Annotated in this window: 20 protein-coding genes; 12 read left to right on the top strand and 8 right to left on the bottom strand. The window is 65.3% G+C overall.

The annotated features are described in order from the left end of the window. Positions 1-20: 20 nt before the first annotated feature. From EBMC1_RS13975 to EBMC1_RS13965, 3 genes are all read left to right on the top strand, one after another. On the top strand, positions 21-1,145 hold the full coding sequence (locus EBMC1_RS13975; RefSeq protein ID WP_003048957.1) for a phosphoserine transaminase: 1,125 nt from the start codon (positions 21-23) through the stop codon (positions 1,143-1,145). A gap of 108 nt (positions 1,146-1,253) precedes the next feature. Continuing rightward, positions 1,254-2,840, top strand: coding sequence for a phosphoglycerate dehydrogenase (gene serA, locus EBMC1_RS13970; protein ID WP_003048955.1), 1,587 nt, complete (start codon positions 1,254-1,256; stop codon positions 2,838-2,840). A 166-nt stretch (positions 2,841-3,006) separates the two neighbouring features. Beyond that, positions 3,007-4,122, top strand: coding sequence for an ATP phosphoribosyltransferase regulatory subunit (locus tag EBMC1_RS13965; RefSeq protein WP_003048954.1), 1,116 nt, complete (start codon positions 3,007-3,009; stop codon positions 4,120-4,122). On the opposite strand, the gene EBMC1_RS13960 is transcribed toward EBMC1_RS13965, so the two are convergent. Together EBMC1_RS13960 and EBMC1_RS13955 are read right to left on the bottom strand one after the other, a co-directional pair. Next, positions 4,119-4,496, bottom strand: coding sequence for a DOPA 4,5-dioxygenase family protein (locus tag EBMC1_RS13960; protein WP_003048953.1), 378 nt, complete (start codon positions 4,494-4,496; stop codon positions 4,119-4,121). The two genes, EBMC1_RS13965 and EBMC1_RS13960, sit on opposite strands and share 4 nt — an antisense overlap. A 235-nt stretch (positions 4,497-4,731) precedes the next feature. Next, positions 4,732-5,679: an alpha/beta hydrolase gene (locus tag EBMC1_RS13955; RefSeq protein ID WP_003048952.1), complete on the bottom strand. Its 948-nt coding sequence runs from the start codon at positions 5,677-5,679 to the stop codon at positions 4,732-4,734. A 202-nt stretch (positions 5,680-5,881) separates the two neighbouring features. Between EBMC1_RS13955 and EBMC1_RS13950 the strand changes: the two genes are divergently transcribed. Further along, a complete protein-coding gene (locus EBMC1_RS13950) occupies positions 5,882-7,171 on the top strand; it encodes an adenylosuccinate synthase (protein WP_003048950.1) in 1,290 nt (429 codons plus the stop codon). 13 nt (positions 7,172-7,184) lie between these two features. Here EBMC1_RS13950 and EBMC1_RS13945 read toward each other — a convergent pair whose 3' ends face one another. Continuing rightward, complete coding sequence (locus tag EBMC1_RS13945) at positions 7,185-8,396, bottom strand: methionine gamma-lyase (protein ID WP_003048948.1); 1,212 nt, start codon at positions 8,394-8,396, stop codon at positions 7,185-7,187. A 119-nt stretch (positions 8,397-8,515) separates the two neighbouring features. Here EBMC1_RS13945 and EBMC1_RS13940 point away from each other — a divergent pair, with 119 nt between their 5' ends. Next, positions 8,516-8,974, top strand: coding sequence for an Lrp/AsnC family transcriptional regulator (locus EBMC1_RS13940; protein WP_003048946.1), 459 nt, complete (start codon positions 8,516-8,518; stop codon positions 8,972-8,974). Here EBMC1_RS13940 and EBMC1_RS13935 read toward each other — a convergent pair. Beyond that, positions 8,963-9,865 carry a haloalkane dehalogenase gene (locus EBMC1_RS13935; protein ID WP_003048944.1) on the bottom strand — a complete coding sequence of 301 codons (903 nt, stop codon included), beginning with the start codon at positions 9,863-9,865 and terminating at the stop codon, positions 8,963-8,965. The two genes, EBMC1_RS13940 and EBMC1_RS13935, sit on opposite strands and share 12 nt — an antisense overlap. Before the next feature lie 96 nt (positions 9,866-9,961). Here EBMC1_RS13935 and EBMC1_RS13930 point away from each other — a divergent pair, with 96 nt between their 5' ends. Continuing rightward, positions 9,962-10,552, top strand: coding sequence for an NADPH-dependent FMN reductase (locus EBMC1_RS13930; protein ID WP_040590438.1), 591 nt, complete (start codon positions 9,962-9,964; stop codon positions 10,550-10,552). On the opposite strand, the gene EBMC1_RS13925 is transcribed toward EBMC1_RS13930, so the two are convergent. Further along, on the bottom strand, positions 10,549-11,862 hold the full coding sequence (locus EBMC1_RS13925) for a spinster family MFS transporter (RefSeq protein ID WP_040590421.1): 1,314 nt from the start codon (positions 11,860-11,862) through the stop codon (positions 10,549-10,551). The genes EBMC1_RS13930 and EBMC1_RS13925 overlap by 4 nt on opposite strands. A gap of 114 nt (positions 11,863-11,976) precedes the next feature. Here EBMC1_RS13925 and EBMC1_RS13920 point away from each other — a divergent pair, with 114 nt between their 5' ends. Next, entirely contained in the window at positions 11,977-13,548 is a 1,572-nt protein-coding gene (locus tag EBMC1_RS13920) for an amidase (protein WP_040590418.1), read from the top strand. 2 nt (positions 13,549-13,550) lie between these two features. Here EBMC1_RS13920 and EBMC1_RS13915 read toward each other — a convergent pair whose 3' ends face one another. Further along, the gene (locus EBMC1_RS13915; RefSeq protein ID WP_003048937.1) at positions 13,551-14,000 is read right to left on the bottom strand and encodes a DUF2721 domain-containing protein; all 450 of its coding nucleotides are present in this window, start codon (positions 13,998-14,000) and stop codon (positions 13,551-13,553) included. 5 nt (positions 14,001-14,005) lie between these two features. Continuing rightward, positions 14,006-15,217 carry an LL-diaminopimelate aminotransferase gene (locus tag EBMC1_RS13910; protein WP_003048936.1) on the bottom strand — a complete coding sequence of 404 codons (1,212 nt, stop codon included), beginning with the start codon at positions 15,215-15,217 and terminating at the stop codon, positions 14,006-14,008. Between the two features lie 121 nt (positions 15,218-15,338). Between EBMC1_RS13910 and EBMC1_RS13905 the strand changes: the two genes are divergently transcribed. The 3 genes from EBMC1_RS13905 to clpS all read left to right on the top strand — a co-directional run bounded on the left by EBMC1_RS13905 (position 15,339) and on the right by clpS (position 18,601). Beyond that, complete coding sequence (locus EBMC1_RS13905) at positions 15,339-17,129, top strand: PHA/PHB synthase family protein (protein WP_003048934.1); 1,791 nt, start codon at positions 15,339-15,341, stop codon at positions 17,127-17,129. A 123-nt stretch (positions 17,130-17,252) separates the two neighbouring features. Continuing rightward, complete coding sequence (locus EBMC1_RS13900; RefSeq protein ID WP_003048931.1) at positions 17,253-17,975, top strand: phasin family protein; 723 nt, start codon at positions 17,253-17,255, stop codon at positions 17,973-17,975. Positions 17,976-18,235: 260 nt separating this feature from the next. Continuing rightward, positions 18,236-18,601 carry an ATP-dependent Clp protease adapter ClpS gene (gene clpS / locus EBMC1_RS13895; RefSeq protein WP_051066442.1) on the top strand — a complete coding sequence of 122 codons (366 nt, stop codon included), beginning with the start codon at positions 18,236-18,238 and terminating at the stop codon, positions 18,599-18,601. 167 nt (positions 18,602-18,768) lie between these two features. On the opposite strand, the gene EBMC1_RS13890 is transcribed toward clpS, so the two are convergent. Next, entirely contained in the window at positions 18,769-19,263 is a 495-nt protein-coding gene (locus tag EBMC1_RS13890) for a winged helix-turn-helix transcriptional regulator (RefSeq protein ID WP_003048927.1), read from the bottom strand. 112 nt (positions 19,264-19,375) lie between these two features. Between EBMC1_RS13890 and EBMC1_RS13885 the strand changes: the two genes are divergently transcribed. Continuing rightward, positions 19,376-20,107: an SDR family oxidoreductase gene (locus EBMC1_RS13885; RefSeq protein ID WP_003048923.1), complete on the top strand. Its 732-nt coding sequence runs from the start codon at positions 19,376-19,378 to the stop codon at positions 20,105-20,107. Continuing rightward, positions 20,101-20,718 (top strand): 2-hydroxychromene-2-carboxylate isomerase, encoded by a 618-nt coding sequence (locus EBMC1_RS13880; RefSeq protein ID WP_003048921.1) that lies wholly within the window; start codon positions 20,101-20,103, stop codon positions 20,716-20,718. Before EBMC1_RS13885 ends, EBMC1_RS13880 begins: the two co-directional genes overlap by 7 nt. Positions 20,719-21,022: the final 304 nt, after the last annotated feature.

The raw sequence follows: 21,022 nt of genomic DNA, 5'->3' as shown, positions 1-21,022 counted from the left end.
CTCTGCAAGGAGAGTCTGACATGACTGAAGTGCGTAAACCGCAGGCACGGCCTGCGCGTCCTTATTTTTCCTCCGGTCCGTGCGCGAAACCGCCGGTCTGGTCCCCCGAAAAACTCAACACCGAATCGCTCGGCCGTTCGCATCGTGCGAAGATCGGCAAGACGCGCCTCCAATATTGCATCGACCTGATGCGCGAGATGCTGCGCCTGCCCGATACGCACCGCATCGGCATCGTGCCGGGATCGGACACCGGCGCCTTTGAAATGGCGATGTGGACGATGCTGGGCGCCCGCCCCGTGACGGCGCTGGCCTGGGAGAGCTTCGGTGAAGGTTGGGTCACCGATGTCGCCAAGCAGCTCAAGCTCGATCCCACGGTGATCCGCGCCGATTACGGCCAGCTTCCCGATTTGGGCCAGGTCGACTGGTCGAACGACGTGCTCTTCACCTGGAACGGCACCACCAGCGGCGTCCGCGTTCCCGACGGCGACTGGATTCCGGCAGAGCGCGAGGGACTGAGCTTCGCCGACGCGACCAGCGCGGTTTTCGCCTATGACCTGCCGTGGGACAAGATCGACGTTGCGACCTTCAGCTGGCAGAAAGTGCTCGGCGGCGAAGGCGGCCACGGCGTGCTGATCCTGGGTCCGCGCGCGGTCGAACGGCTCGAAACCCATACGCCGGCCTGGCCGCTGCCCAAGGTGTTCCGCCTGATGTCGAAGGGCGCGCTTGCCGAAGGCGTGTTCAAGGGCGAGACCATCAACACCCCGTCGATGCTCGCGGTCGAAGACGCGATCTTTGCGCTCGAATGGGCGAAGTCGCTGGGCGGTCTCGACGGGCTGAAGGCGCGCAGCGATGCGAACGCCGCGGCACTCGACACGATCGTCGCCGAACGCGAATGGCTGAGCCATCTCGCCGCCGATCCCGCCAGCCGATCGAAGACGTCGGTGTGCCTGTCGGTCGCGGGGGCCGACGCGGATTTCATCAAGAAATTCGCCGGGCTGCTCGAAGCCGAGGGCGCGGCCTATGACATCGCCGGCTATCGCGATGCCCCGCCGGGGCTGCGCATCTGGTGCGGCGCGACGGTCGACACCGCCGATGTGGAAGCGCTCGGGCCCTGGCTCGACTGGGCTTACGCCTCGCTCAACTGATTTCGGTGTGTCCCCGCGAAGGCGGGGACCCATCTCCTGCCATTTCATTCCGCAAGCATCGGGAGCTGGGCTCCCGCCTTCGCGGGAGCACACGGAAGGTTTCATTCCATGACCGCACCCAAAGTTCTGATTTCCGACAAGATGGATCCCAAAGCCGCCGCGATCTTCAAGGAACGCGGCATCGACGTCGATGTCATCACCGGCAAGACGAAGGACGAGCTGATCGCGATGATCGGCGCCTATGACGGCCTCGCGATCCGCTCGGCCACCAAGGTCACCGCCGACGTCCTCGCCGCCGCGACAAACCTGAAGGTCGTCGGCCGCGCCGGGATCGGCGTCGACAATGTCGACATTCCCGAGGCGTCGAAGAAGGGCGTCGTCGTGATGAACACGCCCTTTGGCAACAGCATCACCACGGCCGAACATGCGATCGCGATGATGTTCGCGCTCGCGCGCCAGATTCCCGAGGCCAATGCGCTGACGCAGGCAGGCAAATGGCCGAAGAACGACTTCATGGGCGTCGAGCTGACGTCGAAGACGCTGGGCCTGATCGGCTGCGGCAATATCGGCAGCATCGTCGCCGAGCGCGCGCTGGGGCTGCGCATGAAGGTCGTCGCCTTCGATCCGTTCCTGACCCCCGAACGCGCGATCGAGCTCGGCGTCGAAAAGGCCGATCTCGACACATTGCTCGCCAAGGCCGATTTCATCACGCTGCACACGCCGCTGACCGACCAGACGCGCAACATCCTGTCGAAGGAAAATCTTGCGAAGACCAAGCAGGGCGTGCGCATCATCAACTGCGCGCGCGGCGGCCTGATCGACGAGGCGGCGCTGAAGGACGCGCTCGACAGCGGCCATGTCGCGGGCGCGGCGCTCGACGTGTTCCAGACCGAACCGCCGGCCGCCGATCATCCGCTGTTCGGCACGCCGAACTTCATCTGCACGCCGCACCTCGGCGCATCGACCGACGAAGCGCAGGTCAATGTCGCCATCCAGGTGGCCGAACAGCTTTCCGATTATCTGCTCACCGGCGGCATTACCAACGCGCTCAATGTGCCCAGCCTGTCGGCCGAGGAGGCGCCGAAGCTGCGCCCCTATATGAGCCTCGCCGAAAAGCTCGGCAGTCTGGTGGGTCAGCTCGCCCACGACAACCTCACCACCATCTCGATCGAGGTCGAGGGGGCGGCGGCCGAGCTTAACCTGAAGCCGATCACCGCCGCGGTCCTGACCGGGCTGATGCGCCGATATTCGGACAGCGTGAACATGGTCAACGCGCCGCATCTTGCCCGTGAACGCGGCCTCGACGTGCGCGAGGTGCGCCATGATCGCGAGGGCGATTATCACACCCTCGTCCGCGTCACCGTCGCCACCGAAGCCGGCGACCGCTCGGTCGCGGGGACGCTGTTCGGCAACAACGAACCGCGGCTCGTCGAAATGTTCGGCATCAAGGTCGAGGCCGATCTCGACGGCGACATGCTCTATATCGTCAACGAGGACGCGCCCGGCTTCATCGGTCGCATCGGCAGCACGCTGGGCGATGCGGGGCTGAACATCGGCACCTTCCACCTCGGCCGCCGCGCCGCCGGGGGCGAGGCGGTGCTGCTGCTCAGCCTCGACTCGGCCATGCCCGAACCTTTGTTGTGGCAGGTCTGCCAGCTGCCCGGCGTCAAGATGGTGAAGGGACTGAAGTTCTGATCGCTCCAAGGAAATCCGTGTTCCCGAGCGAAGACGAGGGACCCGTTCGAGCGTCGCGAGAACCAGCGAGGTAGCTGCCTCGACTTCGCTCGGCAAAGCCCCTCGTCTCCGCTCGGGGATACGGCGTTGATTGAAACCTCGCTTTTCCCGCTCTAAGGCCACCCCCATGACCAAGGCCCCTGCCCTGCTGCCCGAAGGCCTCCGCGACCGCCTGCCCGCGCAGGCCGAGGCCGCGTCGCGCGTCACCCGCGCGCTCGTCGATGCGATGCGCGCACATGGTTATGGCCGCGTTTCGCCGCCGCTCGCCGAATTTCGCGAAACGCTGGGCGGCAATGACGAACGCGCCGCGCGCGATCTGCTCCGCTTCACCGACCCGGTGTCACAGCGCACGCTCGCGCTGCGACCCGACATCACGCGGCAGGTCGGTCGCATCGCAACCTCGCTGCTCGGGCATGCGCCGCGGCCGCTGCGGCTGTGCTATGCCGGCCAGGTGGTCAAGCTGCGCGCGAGCCAGCTCCGCCCGGCGCGCGAAATGCTGCAGGTGGGCGCCGAACTGATCGGCAGCGACAGCGTCGCCGCCGCGCGCGAGATTGTATCGGTCGCGATCGACGCGCTCGATGCGGCGGGCATCGGCCGGGTTACGATCGACTTCACCCTGCCCGATGTCGTCGACCTGCTCGCCGCCGGTCCGCTGCCCATTACGGCCGACCTGCAGATGCTGCGTGACGAACTCGACGCAAAGGATGCCGGCGCGCTCGCCCGCATCGGAGCCGAAGCCTATCTGCCGTTGCTGCGCGCGACGGGACCGTTCGACCGCGCGATCGCCGATCTGCGCGCGTTCGACACCGCGGGCGTACTCACCAGTCGTATCGACGCGCTGGAAGAAATCGCGGCGCCGATCCGCGGCCGGGCCGATCTGACCCTCGATCCGACCGAGCGCCACGGCTTTGCCTATCAAAGCTGGTTCGGCTTCCAGATCTTCGTCCCCGGCCAGGGCGACGCGATCGGCCGCGGCGGCGGCTATGCGATCCCGGTCGGCGACGATCAGGAAGAACCCGCGGTGGGCTTTTCGCTCTACCCCGACCCGTTGATCGACGAAGGATTGGGCGTCGAGCGCGACAGCGATCGGCGGATATTCCTGCCGCTCGGCCACGATCCGGCACTCGCGGCCAGCCTGCGCGCGGATGGATGGCAAACGGTCGCGGCGCTCACCGATGCCGACGAAGCGGTGCGGCTCGGGTGCGGCTTCACGCTCCGCCCCGAAGGGCCGGTTGCCGCTTAAAAATCCGAAACGCCGAAACGCGGAATCCCCTGATTGACGCCCGGCGGGTCGAGCACGGTCACGTCGAGCTCGATCGGCTCGCCGATCCAGTGCGCAAGGCGGGTGTGATCGGCGAGATCGTCGTCAGTGAGCGGGTGAACGAGCGCGCGCAGCCCCGTCGCCTCGATCGCCTCCACGACGGCGGCGCGATGGCGCGCGAGGAAATGCACCTCATATTGCGCGATCGGATGCGGCCCGGCCGCGCCATCGGTCATGGCCCCGACAAACAGGATTGCAGGATCGGCACCGAAGGCGTCGCGCAAGGTCGCCGCTGCCGTTCGCTCGGCAGGGTCATAATAGATATGCGCGTGATAGGGTGCGTCGGGATCGGTCATTGGCGCCTCTTTGGCGGGCATCAGCTGACCCGCCTCATTGGCCCTGCGACAAACGGCTCCGCGCAGAGTCAACCCACGACCGATAGCGGCCCCTTCTCCCCTCGTCATCCCGGACTTGATCCGGGATCCATTCACGCAGCGCCGGAATAGTGGATCCCGGATCAAGTCCGGGATGACGAGATGTTGGAAGGCGTGATTTGAGACAGGGGCCAAGGCGGTTGGTGACCCCCAGAATCTATCGCCCGAACACCCGCTTCAGCCACGCATCGACCGTCGCGGTCGCCGCGTAGGACGGATCGCCGAGGCGGCGGTTGATCTCGGCATGGCCCTTCAATCCTTCGCCCGGAAAGCTGCCGAACGCGACGCGGCTGCCGCCGGCCTCGAGCGCGGCGCCGAGCGCCCTGGCCTGGCGCACGCCGTCGGGCCGCTGGACGTGCAGCAACAGAAAGTCGGACGCATTGGGCGCGGCCGCCTGCGCCGTCGGCGACAGCGCGCGCTGGCGCGCCGGATCGGTGCCGAAGGCCTGCGCATAGGTCGACTGCATGATTTGCGGCCCGTCCTTCATCTGTGCCGCCACGTCATAGGCCGCCCCGTCGATCGGCACGACACCCGCAATATCGGCAAAGGACAGGCCGGCGCCCTTCAGATAGCGCGGGTCGGTGCCGACCAGCGCGACCAGATGCGCGCCCGCGCTGTGCCCCATCAGCACGATGCGATGCCGGTCGATGCCCAGCGCATCGGCGCGCTCGACGATCGCCCGCACCGCTGCCGCAACATCGGCGGCCTGCTCCTCGACCGTCGCAGCGGGGACGAGACGATAGTTGATCGACGCAAAGGCATAGCCTTCGGCAGGATAATGTTCGGGTTTGAACTGGCCGGTCGCATTGTCCTTGTCGCCGCGCTTCCAGCCGCCGCCATGCACGAAGACGATCAGCGGCGCCGGACCGGCCGCGCCCTTTGCGCGCCATATGTCGAGCGTCTGGAGCGGATCGCGGCCATAGGCGATCGTTTCGCTGCCCGCGACCTTTGCCCCGGCATCGGCGCCCATGCGCTCCGCCATGCGTTCGGCAATCCGCTCGCGCAGCCGTTCCCGCGCCTCGGCGAGGGGGCCCGGCACCATCAGGCTCGCCGCGACAAACGCCGCCATCGCGGCCCATCCGGTCGAAAATCGCGTCGTCATCATCGCCTCCGTCGTCCTGCTATCCACCGTTCACTAGCCCGCAATTGTCGCGAGGATGTGACCACGCACCGCGATGTTATGACAAGATGTAACAGCCGCGATCGGCGCGGCGCCGCACGATTTTACGGCCTTCGCCCTTGCCTCGACAGCCAAATCCGCTAAGGCCGCGCCGGGTCGAAAGGGCCCCGTTCAGCAGGACAGCGTCATGGCAAATGTTACCGTCATCGGGTCGCAGTGGGGCGACGAGGGCAAGGGCAAGATCGTCGATTGGCTCGCCAGCCGCGCCGACGCGGTCGTCCGCTTTCAGGGCGGCCATAACGCCGGTCACACACTGGTCGTCGGCGAACAGGTGTACAAGCTGTCGCTGCTTCCGTCGGGCATCGTCACCGGCACGCTGTCGATCATCGGCAACGGCGTCGTACTCGATCCCTGGGCGCTGAAAGACGAGATTGCCAAGCTGCGCGGCCAGGGCGTCGAGATCAATGCGGAGAATTTCGCGATCGCCGACAATTGCGCGCTGATTCTGCCCTTTCACCGCGACCTCGATGGCTTGCGCGAAACCGCGGCGGGTGCGGGCAAGATCGGGACGACGGGCCGCGGCATCGGCCCGGCTTATGAGGACAAGGTCGGCCGCCGCGCGCTGCGCGTGTGCGACCTTGCGCATCTCGACAAGCTCGATCCGCAGATCGATCGCCTGACCGCGCATCACGACGCGCTGCGTGCCGGCTTCGGCGAGCCGCCGATCGATCGCGAGCGACTGAAGGCCGACCTCGCCGAGATTGCCGATTTCGTGCTCGAATATGCCCAGCCGGTGTGGAAGCGGCTGAAGAAGGTCCGCAAGGCGGGCGCACGCATCCTGTTCGAAGGCGCACAGGGCGTGCTGCTCGACGTCGATCACGGCACCTATCCCTTCGTCACCAGCTCGAACACGGTCAGCGGCACTGCCGCCAGCGGCTCGGGCCTCGGCCCGTCGGCCGTCGGCTTCGTGCTCGGTATCGCCAAGGCCTATACGACCCGCGTCGGCAGCGGCCCCTTCCCCACCGAACTCGAGGACGAAACCGGCCAGCGACTCGGCGAACGCGGGCATGAATTCGGCACCGTCACCGGACGCAAGCGCCGCTGCGGCTGGTTCGACGCGGTGCTGGTGCGTCAGAGCTGCGCGGTGTCGGGCGTCACCGGCATCGCGCTGACCAAGCTCGACGTGCTCGACGGCTTCGACAAGGTGCGCATCTGCACCGGTTATCGTTTGCGCGGCAAGATCCTCGACTATTTCCCGGCGCACGCCGCCGATCAGGCCGAGGTCGAACCGATCTACGAAGAGATGGACGGCTGGAGCGAATCGACCGCAGGGGCGCGCAGCTATGCCGACCTGCCGGCGCAGGCGATCAAATATATCCAGCGCGTTCAGGAACTGATCGAAACCCCCATCGCGCTCGTGTCGACGAGCCCCGAGCGCGAGGACACGATCCTGATCCGCGATCCGTTCAGCGACTGACCCCGCGAAGCGATCAGGCGTCGACGGACGCGCTGACCTCTGCATCGAGCGCCTGCGTCAGATCGGCGGCGATTTCGTCGGCCTCCTCGAGTCCCACCGACAGGCGCACGAGCCCGTCGGCGATGCCGTGCGCGCGGCGCTCCTCCGCAGTGTAGGTCGAATGGGTCATGCTCGCCGGATGCTGGATCAGGCTTTCGGCATCGCCGAGCGACACGGCGCGCTGGACAAGCGCCAGCCGGTTCATCATCGCCACGCCCGCGGCGTAGCCGCCCTTCAGTTCAAAGGCGATCATGCCCCCGAAACCCGGCATCTGCCGCCGCGCCAGATCATGCTGGGCGAAACATGCCAGCCCCGGATAATGCACCGCAGCAACCGCCGGGTGATCGTTCAGCGTGGCCGCAATCGCCGCAGCCGACCGGCAATGTTCCGCCATGCGCAGCTTCAACGTCTTGAGCCCGCGCAGCACCAGCATGGCGTTGAAGGGCGCCATCACCGCGCCGGTCATGTCCTTGACCCCGACCAGACGCACCTGCTGCATATCGGCGCCGGTGCCGAGCGCGATGCCGCCGACCAGATCGCCATGCCCGCCCAGATATTTGGTCGCCGAATGCACCACTATGTCCGCGCCGAGCGTGATCGGCTGCGTCAAGACGGGCGTCGCATAGGTGTTGTCGACGACGGTGCGCGCGCCATGGTCGCGCGCGATCGCCGACACCGCGGCGATATCGACCAGCCGCATGTTCGGATTGGCGGGGGTTTCGAAATAGACGATCTTCGTCGCGTCGGAGATGCAGGCTTCGAGATTGGCGGGATCGGTCAGGTCGACGTGGGTGACGCGAACGCCGAACCGCGCAAGGCCGTGGCGCATGAAGGCGAAGGTGCAGCCGTAGAGCGTCTGATCGACGATGATTTCGTCGCCGGGCTTCAGAAAGGACCAGAAAACCGCCGATATCGCGCCCATCCCCGACGCCGTCGCGACGGCGGCTTCCGCGCCTTCGAGCGCGGCCATCCGCCGTTCGAGCAGGTCGACCGTCGGATTGGCGATGCGGCTGTAGAAATAGCCCTCGCGCTCGCCCGCAAAAATCTTGGCCCCCGCCTCGGCGGTTTCAAACACAAAGGTCGATGACAGGTGCAGCGGCGGCACCAGCGCGCCGTCATTGGCCTTTGCGTCATAGCCGGCATGAATGGCGCGGGTCGCGAAACCCGAAAGCGGAAAGGACGACATGACGGGCGCGGCTCCTGCGGTGAACGAGCGCCGCTTTTATCAAAAGGCTGGTGGCAGGTGCTTCCAATATATGCCACTAGGAGAACGTATATTGGAATATTCTGCCAGGTATTGCCTTTATGGATCGCAAGGATCACCAGATCGTCCGCGCCTTGATGCACGACGGCCGGCTGAGCAATCAGGATCTGGCCGCGGCGGTGAACCTGTCGCCGTCGCCCTGTCTGCGCCGGGTTCGTCTGCTCGAAGAGCGCGGCGTCATCACCGGCTATGCCGCGCTCGTCGATCAAAAGGCGATGGGCTATCCGATCACCGTCTTCGTCGGCATCCGGCTCAGCAAGCATGACCAAGCGACCGTGCAGGCGTTCGAGCGGGCGATCGGCGCCATCGACGATATTCTCGACTGCTTCCTGATGACGGGCGATATCGACTATCTGTTGCGGGTCGTCGCGCCCGACCTCGACGGCTACGAACGCTTCGTGCGCGAACGGCTGCACGCGATCGACGGCATCGCGTCGATCGACACCAGCCTGGCCTACGGCGTGGTCAAGCAGAGCCGCGTGCTGCCGCTACCCGGCTGACGCCCCGCGCTCCGCCGCGGCGACGGCCTCGATGGCGGCAACGAAGCCCGCCGGGTCATCCTCCTGGATGAAATGCCCGCCTTTTAGCGTGCGGTGCGGCATGCCGGCGGTTCCGGGCACGCGGCCGAGGAACAGGGCATCGCCGCCGCGCGTGATCGGGTCGCCGTCCGAAAAGCAGCAGAGGAAAGGCTTGTCGAAGTGTTCGAGCGCGGCCCATGCGCGCTTCTGATCGGGTACTGCGACATTGTCGCCCAGCGGCACGAACGACGGATAGATGCGCGGTGCGACCTTCGACGCGCGCGTCGGAAAGGGCGCGTCATAAGCGGCGATTTCTTCGGCGCTGAGCGGGCGCTTCGTTCCCGCCTTGACGATCCGGCCGATCGGGAACAGCGGGCTGTAGCGCGAAAAGGCGCGCCAGATCGCAAAGGCGCGGGGCGCCGCCTGCCCCTCGGGCAGTCCGCCGTTCGATAGCGCGACACCCGCGAAGCGCTCGGGCATTTCGGCGACCAGACGCAGCCCGATCAGCGAACCCCAATCCTGGCAGACGAGGATCATGTTCCGAAGGTCGAGCGTCTCGATCCAGGCGCGCATCCACGCGACCTGCTGCGCATAGCTGTAGGCCGACCGGTCGAGCGGCTTGTCGGAGCGACCGAAGCCGATGAGGTCAGGCGCAACAGCCCGGAAGCCCGCGCGCACCGCGGGACCGATCATGTGGCGGTAGAGATAGCTCCACGTCGGCTCGCCGTGCAGCATGAGCACCGGCTGTGCATCGGCGGCGCCCTCGTCGATATAATGGACGCGCAGGCCGCCCGCGATCTCGGTATATCGCGGCGCGAAAGGCCAGTCGGTCAGGCCCGCAAAACATTCGTCCGGTGTACGATAAACCCGCATAATCCCCCCCCCTTGGTCCCGATCACTCTAGAATTGCCGCGCGGTGCGGCGCAAGACGCGCTTTCGTTCGGCGGCGCGGCGTGGCACGGTCGGCCGATGAGCCGCACTATCCTGGTCTTCTACGGAAGCTATCGCCGCGACCGGCAGGGCATCAAGCTTGCCCGCTGGATCGTCGATTCCCTTGCTGCGCGCGGCGACCGCGCCGAACTGGTCGATGCGATGGCGGTGGATCTGCCGATGCTCGACCGACGGCACAGCGATTTTGCAGCGGGCGAGGCCCCCGCCGCGATGGATGCGCTCGCCGACCGGATCGCCGCCGCGGACGGCTTCGTTTTCGTGACCGGCGAGTATAATGGCGGGTTGCAACCGGGCCTCAAGAATCTGGTCGACCATTATCTTCCCCAATTCGCGTGGCGCCCCGCCGCCATCGCCTCTTATTCCGCGGGCCCCTTCGCCGGCATCCGCGCCGCGACCGCGTGGCGCACGACGCTTGGCGCGATGGGCATGGTGGTCACCGCGACCCCGCTCAGCCTCGCGCGCATCGGTGGTGCTTTCGATGCCGACGGCGGGCCTGCGGGCGAGGACGGCGAGCGGCTGGCACGGGCCTTTCCGCGCTTCGCCGACGACCTTGCCTGGTGGACCGACGCCGCGAAGGCGCAGCGCGAACAAGCGCCGCCGCCCTTCTAACCCGATTTGAGCTCCTTCCCGAGCCGCAGGCTGGCGCGCCAGAAGAAGAAGGCCGGGATCAGCCCGAGCCACGCCGCCCCATAAAGGACATAGCGGACGCTTTCGGTGCCGAGGGTCGGCTTGAGTTCCTCCGACGCCATGCCGAAGAGGAGCGGGCCAAGTCCGAGGCCGATCAGATTCTGCAGGAACAGCATCACCGCGCTGGCCATTGCGCGCGCCTCGGGTTGCACCAGCCCGTGGACGCAGGCGAAGGTCGGCCCGTAATAAGCGGCGTTGAGCACGGTCGGCACGAACAGCAGCGCGATCGCGACGTGCCATTCGGTCACGGCGTAGCCCAGAAACAGGATCGGCGCCGCGACCGCCATGCCGATCGCCGGCGTGGTGAGCATATGGCGGCGGTCGGTCTTGCCGAACCGGTCGGCGAAATAGCCGCCGAGCCAGGTTCCCAAAATGCCCGCGATGCCCAGCGCGACGCCCAGCAAAAGTCCGGTTTCGCCCGCGCTCAGCCCGTGCGATCGTTGAAACAGGATCAGCGCCCAGACGCCTTTGCCATAGCCCAGGAAGGCGGTGAAGGACGCCGCGATCGCGATGTAAACGAAGGCCCGGGTGCTGAAAACTTCGCGCAGCGCCTGCCCGATCGACAGGGCGCCGCTCGCGCCCGTCGTCGCAGCAGCATCGGCGCCGCGTGCGCGCACCTCCTTGATGAACATCGGGACCATGAAGGCGAGCAACAGGCCAGGCACACCGACGACCATGAACGCGATGCGCCAGCCCCAGAGATCGTTGACGATGCCGCCGACGATCAGACCGAGGAGGCTGCCGATCGGAATCCCGAGCCCGTAAAAGGCAATGGCGGACGATCGTTTGGCGGGTTCGACGGCATCGGTGATGAGCGAGTGTGCCGCGGGTGTGCACCCGGCCTCGCCCACGCCGACGCCGATGCGGGCAAGCAGCAATTGGACGAAATTCTGCGCCATGCCGCACAGCACGGTCATCCCCGACCAGATCGCCAGCGACACCGAAATCAGCCCGACGCGATTGGTTGAGGGACGGTCCGCATAACGCGCGATCGGCAAACCCAGGAAGGTGTAAAAGAGCGCGAAGGCCAATCCCGTCATCAGGCCGATGTCGGAATCGGACAGCTTGAGATCGCGTGCGATCGGCTCGGCCAATATGTTGACGATCTGCCGATCAAGGAAATTGAGGATATAGACGATCAAGAGCACCCACAGCATCGTGCGCGTTTTCGCGGCGACGCTGGTTGATGCTTGCGACCCTGCACCAAGGGCAAGAGCTGGCTTTTCCGACATTTTTCTCTCCCGATGGGGGCGAAGGTGCAGACCCGGCTGCACCCTGTCAACGCCGGGGCGGCACGGCGTAAAATGGCACTTGCAATTGCCGTTACGGCTGCCAGCATTCGCGCCATGCAAAAAATTTCGCTGCTGACAGCCGCTCTGCTCGCCTCCGTCCCCGCCGCCGCCATGCCGCCGCCGCTTCCCGATGTCGCCGGCAAGGATGCCGCAACTCTGCAGGCGGAAATGACCGCGGGCGAAACGAGCAGCGAGGTCATCACCGCCGCCTATCTGGAGCGCATCCGGAATATCGATAAGGCGGGCCCGACGCTCAACGCGGTGATCGCGGTGTTTCCCGGCGCGATGAGCGAGGCCTATCGGCTCGATCAGGAGCGCAAGGCGGGGCATGTGCGCGGCCCGCTGCACGGGATTCCGGTGCTGCTGAAGGACAATATCGAGGCGGCGGGGCCGGTTGCGACGACCGCCGGTTCGCTTGCCCTGAAAGGCAATATCACCGGCCGCGATGCGCCGCTGGTCGCGCGGCTGCGCGAAGGCGGCGCGGTGATCCTGGGCAAGACCAACCTCAGCGAATGGGCCAATATCCGGTCGAACGACGCGACCAGCGGCTGGAGCGCCGTCGGCGGGCTGACGCGCAATCCGCACGCGCTCGACCGCAACACATGCGGCTCGTCGGCGGGCAGCGGTGCCGCGACGGCGGCCAGCCTTGCGCCGCTGACGATCGGGACCGAGACCGACGGATCGATCACCTGCCCTGCAGGCATGAACGGCGTGGTCGGCTTCAAGCCGACCGTCGGCCTGGTGAGCCGCAGTCTTGTCGTCCCGATCAGCCACAGTCAGGATACGGCGGGACCGATGACCTTGACGGTGCGCGACGCGGCCACGCTGTTGTCGGTGATGGCGGGCAGCGATCCCGCCGATCCGGCAACGGCAGAGGCCGACGCGCACCGCCGTGACTTTGCCGCCGCGCTGTCGCCGGACGCACTGCGCGGCAAGACGATTGGCGTGCTGCGCGATCGCATCGGCGGCCGCGCCGACATCGGCGCGCTGTTCGATGCCGCGCTCGACACGATGCGCGCCGCCGGTGCGACGATCGTCGAGATCAAGGATAGCCGTAGCGGTCTCGACGGCCTGGGCGATGCCGAATTCGAGATATTGATGACCGAACTCAAGCTCGACATGGCCGCCTATCTGGCCGGACTGCCCGGGAAGGAGGCGCCGCGCTCGCTCGCCGACCTGATCGCCTTCAACAAGGCGACGCCCGCCGAGATGCGCTGGTTCGACCAGTCGCTGTTCGAACTTGCCGAAAGCAAGGGCGGCCTCGACAGCCAGCCCTATCGTGACGCCAAGGCCAAGGCGGCGCGGCTAGCGGGACCGGAGGGCATCGACCGGCTGCTGCGCGAAAGCGGCGCCGACCTGCTGGTTGGCGTGACCAATGGGCCCGCCTGGACCACCGATCTCGTCAACGGCGACCATTATACCGGTCCCGGCGTCAGCCAGCTTCCCGCCGTCGCCGGCTATCCGCACCTCACCGTCCCGATGGGCGCGGTCGAAGGGCTGCCCATCGGCCTCTCCTTCATCGGCACCAAATGGAGCGACGGCGATATTCTGGCGGCCGGATATGCCTATGAACAGGCAAGCCGCAAACGCGTAGCGCCAACCTATCGCGCCAGCGTTACGCCCTGACGCTAGTTACGCTCGAGATATTCGGTCGGGATCAATATGGCGTGCGTCGCGAGGCGCACTTCGTAGAGGAACATGCCGAGCGAGAGCAGCAGGAACAGCATCGCCAGCACAAAGACCAGCGATACCGCGACGCCGAGATGGAAGCCGGCCGCATATTGCAGGAACAGCAGCGACACGAGGATGCACACCACCAGCCCGCCGCATACGGCGAACAGGATGGCGGTGTTGATGACGCGCATCCGGCGCGCGATCACGCGCAATTCTTCGACCAGCCGGCTATGTTCGACGCCCGTCGTCGTCGCGTGACGTTCGGTCAGCTTGCGCGACCGGTCGATGACGCGCGCGAGGCGGCCAGTGAAGACGTTGAGCAAATTGCCCATCGCGACGAGCAGGAACACCGGCGCGACGGACAATTGGATCGTCTGGGCGATTGTCGGCGCCCCTTCGAACATCGCGTCTATCCTGCCGCGACCGACGGCGTGTTGACACCATGCATCTGGAGGAATTTGCGAACGTTGCGCGCCGCCTGACGGATGCGCTGTTCGTTTTCGACCATCGCAATGCGGACATAGCCCTCGCCATCCTCGCCATAGCCGACGCCGGGGGCAACCGCGACCTTGGCATGGGTCAGAAGCTGCTTGGAGAATTCGAGGCTGCCCATCTCCTTGAGCGCGGGCGGCAGCGGCGCCCAGGCGAACATCGACGCGGGTGGGCTCGGAATATCCCAGCCGGCGCGCGCAAAGCTTTCGACCATCACGTCACGGCGCTTCTGGTAAAGCTCGCGGTTCTTCGCGACGATATCCTGCGGTCCGTTGAGCGCGGCGCAAGCCGCCGCCTGGATCGGGGTGAAGGCGCCGTAGTCGAGATAGGATTTGACGCGCGTCATCGCCGCGATCAGCCGCTTGTTGCCGACCGCGAAACCCATGCGCCACCCGGCCATCGAATAGGTTTTCGACATGGAGGTGAATTCGATCGCCACATCCTTCGCGCCCGGCACCTGCAGGATCGAGGGCGTTGGATTGCCGTCGTAATAAAGCTCCGAATAGGCAAGGTCGCTGAGGACCCAGACCTTGTTTTCCTTCGCCCAGGCGACGAGCCGCTCGTAGAAAGCGAGGTCGACGGCTTCAGCGGTCGGGTTCGACGGGTAGTTGACGACCAGGATCGACGGACGCGGCACGGTGAACGCCATCGCGCGGTCGAGCGCGCGCCAGTAATTTTCGTCCGGCGTCGTCGGCACGCTGCGGATCGTCGCACCGGCGATGATGAAGCCGAAGGTGTGTATGGGATAGCTGGGATTCGGTGCCAGCACGACGTCGCCCAGGCCGGTGATCGCGGTCGCGAGGCTGGCGAGCCCTTCCTTCGACCCCATCGTCACGACGACTTCGCTTTCGGGATCGAGTTCGACGTTGAAGCGGCGGGCATAATAATTGGCCTGCGCCCGGCGCAGCCCCGGAATGCCCTTCGACTGCGAATAGCCGTGCGCGTCGGGTTTTTGCGCAACCTCGCACAGCTTGTCGATCACATGCTGCGGCGGCGGCAGGTCGGGGTTGCCCATTCCCAGGTCGATAATGTCCTCGCCCGCGGCACGCGCGGCCGCTCGCATCGCATTCACTTCAGCGATGACATAGGGCGGCAGGCGCTTGATGCGGTAGAATTCATCGTCGGACATGGGGAACTAGAACAACTCCTTTTCGTAAGCGTTTAGTCGGTCGAAACGCGATCGGCACCTCGCCAGCCGCGTCGGCGGCTGTTATACGCATCGGACGAGAGGCTGACCAGCGGGAACCGGCATGAGCGACGCGGGCGAAAAAGACAAGAATGGCGGCGCCGCGGTCGAGGCGCCGAATCCCTTTCTCCCGTCCCCCGACGATATGCAGCATTGGGCCAGCGTGATGGCGCGCGCGCAGCAGATGATGCTCGAATTCGCGCTGGGTCAGGCCGACGAGGAAAAGGATGCGCGGCCGCTGTTCGATCCCGCCAGATGGATCGACAATCCGACGACCCAGCTCTGGGCCGAACAGGGCGCGAAGATGTGGGAACAGGGCGTGCATTTCTGGTCGTCGCTCGCCGCGATCCAGCCGTCCTTCATGCCCTCCGCGGCGGCCGATGCGCCCAAGGATCGCCGCTTCGCCGACCCCGACTGGACCGCAAACCCCGCCTTCGCGCTGATCCGGCAGACCTATGGCCTGTTGTCGGACCAGTTGCTCGAAACCACGCGCCGGCTTCAGGGGCTCGACGCCGATGCGCGGGCCAAGATGGAATTTGCCGCAAAGTCGATGGCCGACGCGCTGTCGCCGACGAACCTTGCCGTCACCAACCCCGAAGTTATCAAGCGCGCGGTCGAAACGCGCGGCGAAAGCCTGCTCAAGGGACTGCGCCACATGCTCGCCGACCTTGCGCGCGGGCAGTTGAGCCATGTCGACAAGAATGCGTTCGAGGTCGGCGTGAATATCGCGACGACCCCGGGCAAGGTGATCCACGAAACCGATCTCTATCAGCTCATCCAATATGAGCCGACGACGAAAGACGTCTTCACCGTCCCGCTCGTCATCTTCCCGCCGTGGATCAACCGCTTCTACATCCTCGATCTCAATCCCGCGAAAAGCTTCGTGCGCTGGGCGGTCGAACAGGGGCTGACCGTCTTCATGGTGTCGTGGAAATCGGCCGACGCGTCGATGAAGGATGTCGTGTGGGACGATTATATCGCGGCGCAGGTCGATGCGATCGACACGGTGCGCGATCTGCTCGACGTGCCGCATGTCCACGCGATCGGCTACTGCGTCGCCGGGACGACGCTCGCCGCCACGCTCGCAATGCTCGCGGCGCAGGGCGATGCCGACAAGGTCAGGTCGGTCACCTTCTTCACCGCGCAGGTCGATTTCGAACTGGCGGGCGAACTCAAGCTGTTCGTTGATGACGGCTATCTGGCGCTGCTCCAGCAATTGTCGGCCGGCGGCTTTCTCGACGGCCGCTATATGGCCGCAACCTTCAACAGCCTGCGCGGCCGAGATCTCATCTGGAATTATGTCGTGAGCAATTACCTGCTCGGCAACGACTATCCGCCTTTCGATCTGCTCTACTGGAACGGCGACACGACCAACCTGCCGGCGAAATGGCACCGGCAATATCTTGTCGACCTCTACCGCGACAACCGGATGGTCATTCCGAACAGCCTGACGGTGATGGGCACCCCGATCGACCTCAAGAAGATCACCACCCCCGCCTATATCCAGGCCGGACGCGAAGATCATATCGCCCCGCTGGCCAGCGTCTGGCGGCTGATGGACCATCTGTCGGGGCCAAAAACCTTCCTGCTTGCGGGTTCGGGTCACATCGCCGGCGTCGTCAACCCGCCCGCGGCGGGCAAATATCAATATTGGACCGGCGACAATGACGCCGCCTCGCTCGCCGAATTCGAGGCGGGCGCGACCGAAACCAAGGGAAGCTGGTGGCCGCACTGGATCGGCTGGATCGCCGATCAGGACGGCGACAGGACGCCTGCCAAAGGCGCACGCGTGCCCGGCAAGGGCAAGAAAAAGGCGATCGAGGACGCGCCCGGACGCTACGTCAAACAGCGGTAACATCGCGGGATTATCAATTAGCTGCGGCGGTTCATCGACAATTTTTGTGCGCTGCACAAAAATACCCTTGAAATCGCCGATCCACTCCTATATTGTGCAGTGCAACATAAAGGAGTTGTTCCGATGGCTACCAAGATGGATAGTGCCGAAAAGGCTTTCGAAGCCGCGACGCTGGAAACCGCCGCCAAGCCGGTTGCGACTCCCGTGGCGCCTGCGGTTGCCGCTCCGGCGCCCGAAAAGACCAAGACCGTGAAGGCCAAGGCCAAGCCGGTCCAAAAGAAGGCCGCAAAACCGGCCGCCAAGAAGGTCGCCCCCAAGAAGGCGGCCGCCAAGACCATCACCCCCAAAGCAAAGGCCGCGCCGAAGCCGGTTGCCGCCGCCTCCAAAGGATTCAAGACCATGAACGACACCGTCAAGAAGTTCGCCGAAGACGCCAAGACCCGCGCCGAAGCGATGACCGCCGAATTCAACGAAAAGGCGAAGGAAGCCATGAGCAAGAGCAGCAAGCTCGCCGAGGAAGCCGTCGAATTCAACAAGGCGAACATCGAAGCCATGGTTGAATCGGGCAAGATCGCGGCCAAGGGCTTCGAAACGCTCGGCCAGGAAGGCGTCGCCTTCGCTCGCAAGAGCTTCGAAGACACCACCGCCGCGCTGAAGGGCTACACCGCCGTCAAGTCGCCGGCCGAGTTCTTCAAGCTCTATGCCGAAAACAGCAAGAAGGCGTTCGACGCCGCCGTTGCGCAGACCTCGAAGACCAGCGAAATGGTCGTGAAGCTCGCCAACGACAGCTTCGCGCCGATCTCGAACCGCGTGTCGGTCATCAGCTCGAAGATGAAGGCAGCCTAAGGGCCTTTTTCTTCCATCGTTGGCGCGGGCTCTCTCTCCCCTCCTCCCGACCCCGCGCCGACACATACAGGGCCGCTCGTTTCCTTCGCGAAACGGGCGGCTCTTGTTTTTATCCTGATCGTCGCCCCCGCGAAGGCGGGGGCCGCAATCGACTTGGTGCACTCTTGCCAGAGGCTCCCGACTTCACGGGGGCGACGAAAAGGGGGTTAATGCATCCCCGCCCTCTTGCGATTCCGCCCCGGCTTGCGATATTCCCGATGATGATGCTTCCCGCCTCCATTCCTCACATCGTCCGCGCCATGGCGGGCAAGGATGACGATACGCCCGGCGCTCCGGGTGTCGGCATTGCGACGCGCACGCGCGCGAAACCCAAAAAGCCCTCGATGTACAAGGTGCTACTGCTCAACGACGACTATACGCCGATGGAATTCGTCGTGATGGTGCTGCAGCGCTTTTTCAACATGGACATCGAACGCGCGACGCAGGTGATGCTGCACGTTCATCAACAGGGCGTCGGGGTGTGCGGCGTGTTCAGTTACGAAGTCGCCGAAACCAAGGTCAATCAGGTGATGGACGCCGCGCGGCAGAACCAGCACCCGCTGCAATGCACGCTGGAAAAGGCGTAAATTGTTCAGCCCCTCCCGTATGCGGGAGGGGCAATGAGACTTGGTTCGGCGAAGCCGGGCCTAGTCGCAATGGGGTGGGCATTGTCGCCGCATCACCCCGCCCACCCTGCTGCGAGTAGCGAACAAGTTCGCAACTCTCGCTGCCCCTCCCGCATGCGGGAGGGGTTTCAACCGCGGCTCCGCGCCGCCTGCTCGGCCTGAAGCGGCGCCGAAGGCTCGCCCTTCAAATCGCCATAATGGAGCGCTTCGCCGCACCCCGGACAGACGACCGCGGTGCCGACATCGGCGCCGCAGGCGCGGTGAATATAGCGCATCGCCGGTCCGCCTCCCGTCTCGCCGGGCGCATAGGCCCAGCGCTCGGCCCAATTGCGCATCGCGTACAGCACGTCGAACAGATCCTTGCCCTTCGCGGTCAGTCGATATTCGTGGCGAAGGGGCCGATCCTGATAGACATAACGCTCGACCACACCCTCATGCACCAGCAGCTTGAGCCGCGCCGACACGAGCTGCGGCCCGAGGCCGGTGTTCGCGGCGATCGCCTCGAACCGCCGGCGCCCGAAGAACAGGTCGCGCAGGATCAGCAGCACGGCGCGGTCGCCCAGGATTTCGGCCGAGCGGCCGACCGGGCAAAATGTATCCGAAAGATCAGCGCGTTTGGGCATGATGTCCCTATACCCTTGTCATTCTCTTCATCGGCATTCTCATCCCACCGACAAAAACCTCTTGTCACTATGTTTATCATAGCTACAATCTGCTGCAAGAGGAGAGTCGCGCATGCCCAACCCCGCAGCCGTCATCATCGGAGCCGGCGACGCCACCGGCGGCGCGATTGCCCGCGCCTTTGCCGCCGAAGGCCTCACCGCCTGCGTCAACCGCCGCGAACGCAACGCCGATGCGCTCGAGGCGCTGGCGCAGTCGATCCGCGATGAGGGCGATGATGCCCGCGCCTTTCCCGGCGACGCGCGTAGCGAAGAGGCGATGATCGCCCTGTTCGACCGGGTCGAGGCCGAGGTCGGACCGATCGAGGTCGCGGTCTTCAATATCGGCGCGAACGTCAACTTCCCGATCGCCGAGACGACGCTGCGCGTTTACACCAAGGTCTGGGAAATGGCGTGCCTCGGCGGCTTCCTGATGGGGCGCGAGGCGGCAAAGCGCATGGCGCCGCGCGGCCGCGGCACGATCATCTTCACCGGCGCCACCGCATCCCTGCGCGGCGGATCGGGCTATGCCGCCTTCTCGGGCGCCAAGGCGGCGCTGCGAATGCTGGCGCAATCGATGGCGCGCGAACTGGGGCCGCAGGGCGTCCATGTTGCGCATGTCGTGATCGACGGCGCGATCGACACCGATTTCATCAAGGGGCGTCATCCCGATTTCGACAATGCGAAGGCGCAGGATCTGATCCTCAACCCGCAGGCCATCGCCGCCAATTATGTGATGCTCCACCGCCAGCCGAAAAGCGCGTGGACGCACGAACTCGACCTTCGCCCCTGGGGAGAAAAATGGTGAGCAAGAGCGCAGGAAAGTCCCTCGAATTCATCTTCGATTTCGGCAGTCCGAACGCCTATCTGGCGATGAAGATACTACCCGACCTGCTCGACCGCACAGGCGCCGATCTGATCATCACCCCCTGCCTGCTCGGCGGCATTTTCAAGGCCACCGGCAACAAGGCGCCGATGATCCAATATGCCGACGCGCCGGCGAAGATGGCGTATGAAAATCTCGAGATGCGGCGCTTCATCGCGCGCCACGGGCTCACCAAATTCCGGCTCAACCCGCATTTTCCGGTGAACACGCTGCTCATCATGCGCGGCGCGGTCGTCGCCGAGGACGAAGGCGTGCTCGACGACTATATCGATGCGGTGAACCGCGCGATGTGGGAAGACGGGCTGAAGATGGATGATCCCGCGGTCGCCGCTGCCTTCCTGACAGCAAACGGCTTCGACGGCCCCGCGCTGCTGGCGCGCACGCAGGAGGATGCGATCAAGGCCAAGCTCGCCGCCAACACCGAAGCCGCGGTCGCGCGCGGCGCCTTTGGTATCCCGACTTTCTTCGTCGGCGACGAGATATTCTTCGGCAAGGACCGACTCGGACAAGTCGAGGAAGCGCTGCTCGGCTGACGGGACGATGGTTTTTGGGTGGGAAGCGGAGGTTCCAATCCTCCCTGTCGCGAAGCGATGGGGAGGGGGACCGTCGCCGCAGGCGATGGTGGAGGGGCTGCGACGGCGCGCCATTAGCCCCTCCGTCAGCGCTTCGCGCGGCCACCTCCCCATGGCCTGCGGCCACAGGGAGGATTTCATGTCCGCAATCGGTCCTAACCGTCCGTCTTCCCAAACACGCCGACGATCACGACGCGCATCAATAGCCCATCAGGCTGAGCACTTCCTTGCGGCTGCGCTGATCTTCGAGGAAGCAGCCGAGGAC

The organism is Sphingopyxis sp. MC1, from assembly GCF_000371385.1.
In the GTDB taxonomy this organism is placed as follows: domain Bacteria; phylum Pseudomonadota; class Alphaproteobacteria; order Sphingomonadales; family Sphingomonadaceae; genus Sphingopyxis; species Sphingopyxis terrae.
Note: the sequence above shows the minus strand (reverse complement) of the source record. Positions and strands in the feature narration are given on the sequence as shown.

Excerpts from the sequence above, each read along its gene's own strand:
- EBMC1_RS13950 (WP_003048950.1), top strand. The coding sequence starts at position 5,882 with ATGGCAAATGTTACCGTCATCGGGTCGCAGTGGGGCGACGAGGGCAAG.
- EBMC1_RS13925 (WP_040590421.1), bottom strand. The coding sequence starts at position 11,862 with ATGTCGGAAAAGCCAGCTCTTGCCCTTGGTGCAGGGTCGCAAGCATCA.
- EBMC1_RS13960 (WP_003048953.1), bottom strand. The coding sequence starts at position 4,496 with ATGACCGATCCCGACGCACCCTATCACGCGCATATCTATTATGACCCT.
- EBMC1_RS13900 (WP_003048931.1), top strand. The coding sequence starts at position 17,253 with ATGGCTACCAAGATGGATAGTGCCGAAAAGGCTTTCGAAGCCGCGACG.
- EBMC1_RS13940 (WP_003048946.1), top strand. The coding sequence starts at position 8,516 with ATGGATCGCAAGGATCACCAGATCGTCCGCGCCTTGATGCACGACGGC.
- clpS (WP_051066442.1), top strand. The coding sequence starts at position 18,236 with ATGATGCTTCCCGCCTCCATTCCTCACATCGTCCGCGCCATGGCGGGC.
- EBMC1_RS13955 (WP_003048952.1), bottom strand. The coding sequence starts at position 5,679 with ATGATGACGACGCGATTTTCGACCGGATGGGCCGCGATGGCGGCGTTT.
- EBMC1_RS13975 (WP_003048957.1), top strand. The coding sequence starts at position 21 with ATGACTGAAGTGCGTAAACCGCAGGCACGGCCTGCGCGTCCTTATTTT.
- EBMC1_RS13905 (WP_003048934.1), top strand. The coding sequence starts at position 15,339 with ATGAGCGACGCGGGCGAAAAAGACAAGAATGGCGGCGCCGCGGTCGAG.
- EBMC1_RS13910 (WP_003048936.1), bottom strand. The coding sequence starts at position 15,217 with ATGTCCGACGATGAATTCTACCGCATCAAGCGCCTGCCGCCCTATGTC.
- EBMC1_RS13915 (WP_003048937.1), bottom strand. The coding sequence starts at position 14,000 with ATGTTCGAAGGGGCGCCGACAATCGCCCAGACGATCCAATTGTCCGTC.
- EBMC1_RS13930 (WP_040590438.1), top strand. The coding sequence starts at position 9,962 with ATGAGCCGCACTATCCTGGTCTTCTACGGAAGCTATCGCCGCGACCGG.
- EBMC1_RS13880 (WP_003048921.1), top strand. The coding sequence starts at position 20,101 with ATGGTGAGCAAGAGCGCAGGAAAGTCCCTCGAATTCATCTTCGATTTC.
- EBMC1_RS13945 (WP_003048948.1), bottom strand. The coding sequence starts at position 8,396 with ATGTCGTCCTTTCCGCTTTCGGGTTTCGCGACCCGCGCCATTCATGCC.
- EBMC1_RS13935 (WP_003048944.1), bottom strand. The coding sequence starts at position 9,865 with ATGCGGGTTTATCGTACACCGGACGAATGTTTTGCGGGCCTGACCGAC.
- EBMC1_RS13885 (WP_003048923.1), top strand. The coding sequence starts at position 19,376 with ATGCCCAACCCCGCAGCCGTCATCATCGGAGCCGGCGACGCCACCGGC.
- EBMC1_RS13920 (WP_040590418.1), top strand. The coding sequence starts at position 11,977 with ATGCAAAAAATTTCGCTGCTGACAGCCGCTCTGCTCGCCTCCGTCCCC.
- EBMC1_RS13890 (WP_003048927.1), bottom strand. The coding sequence starts at position 19,263 with ATGCCCAAACGCGCTGATCTTTCGGATACATTTTGCCCGGTCGGCCGC.
- serA (WP_003048955.1), top strand. The coding sequence starts at position 1,254 with ATGACCGCACCCAAAGTTCTGATTTCCGACAAGATGGATCCCAAAGCC.
- EBMC1_RS13965 (WP_003048954.1), top strand. The coding sequence starts at position 3,007 with ATGACCAAGGCCCCTGCCCTGCTGCCCGAAGGCCTCCGCGACCGCCTG.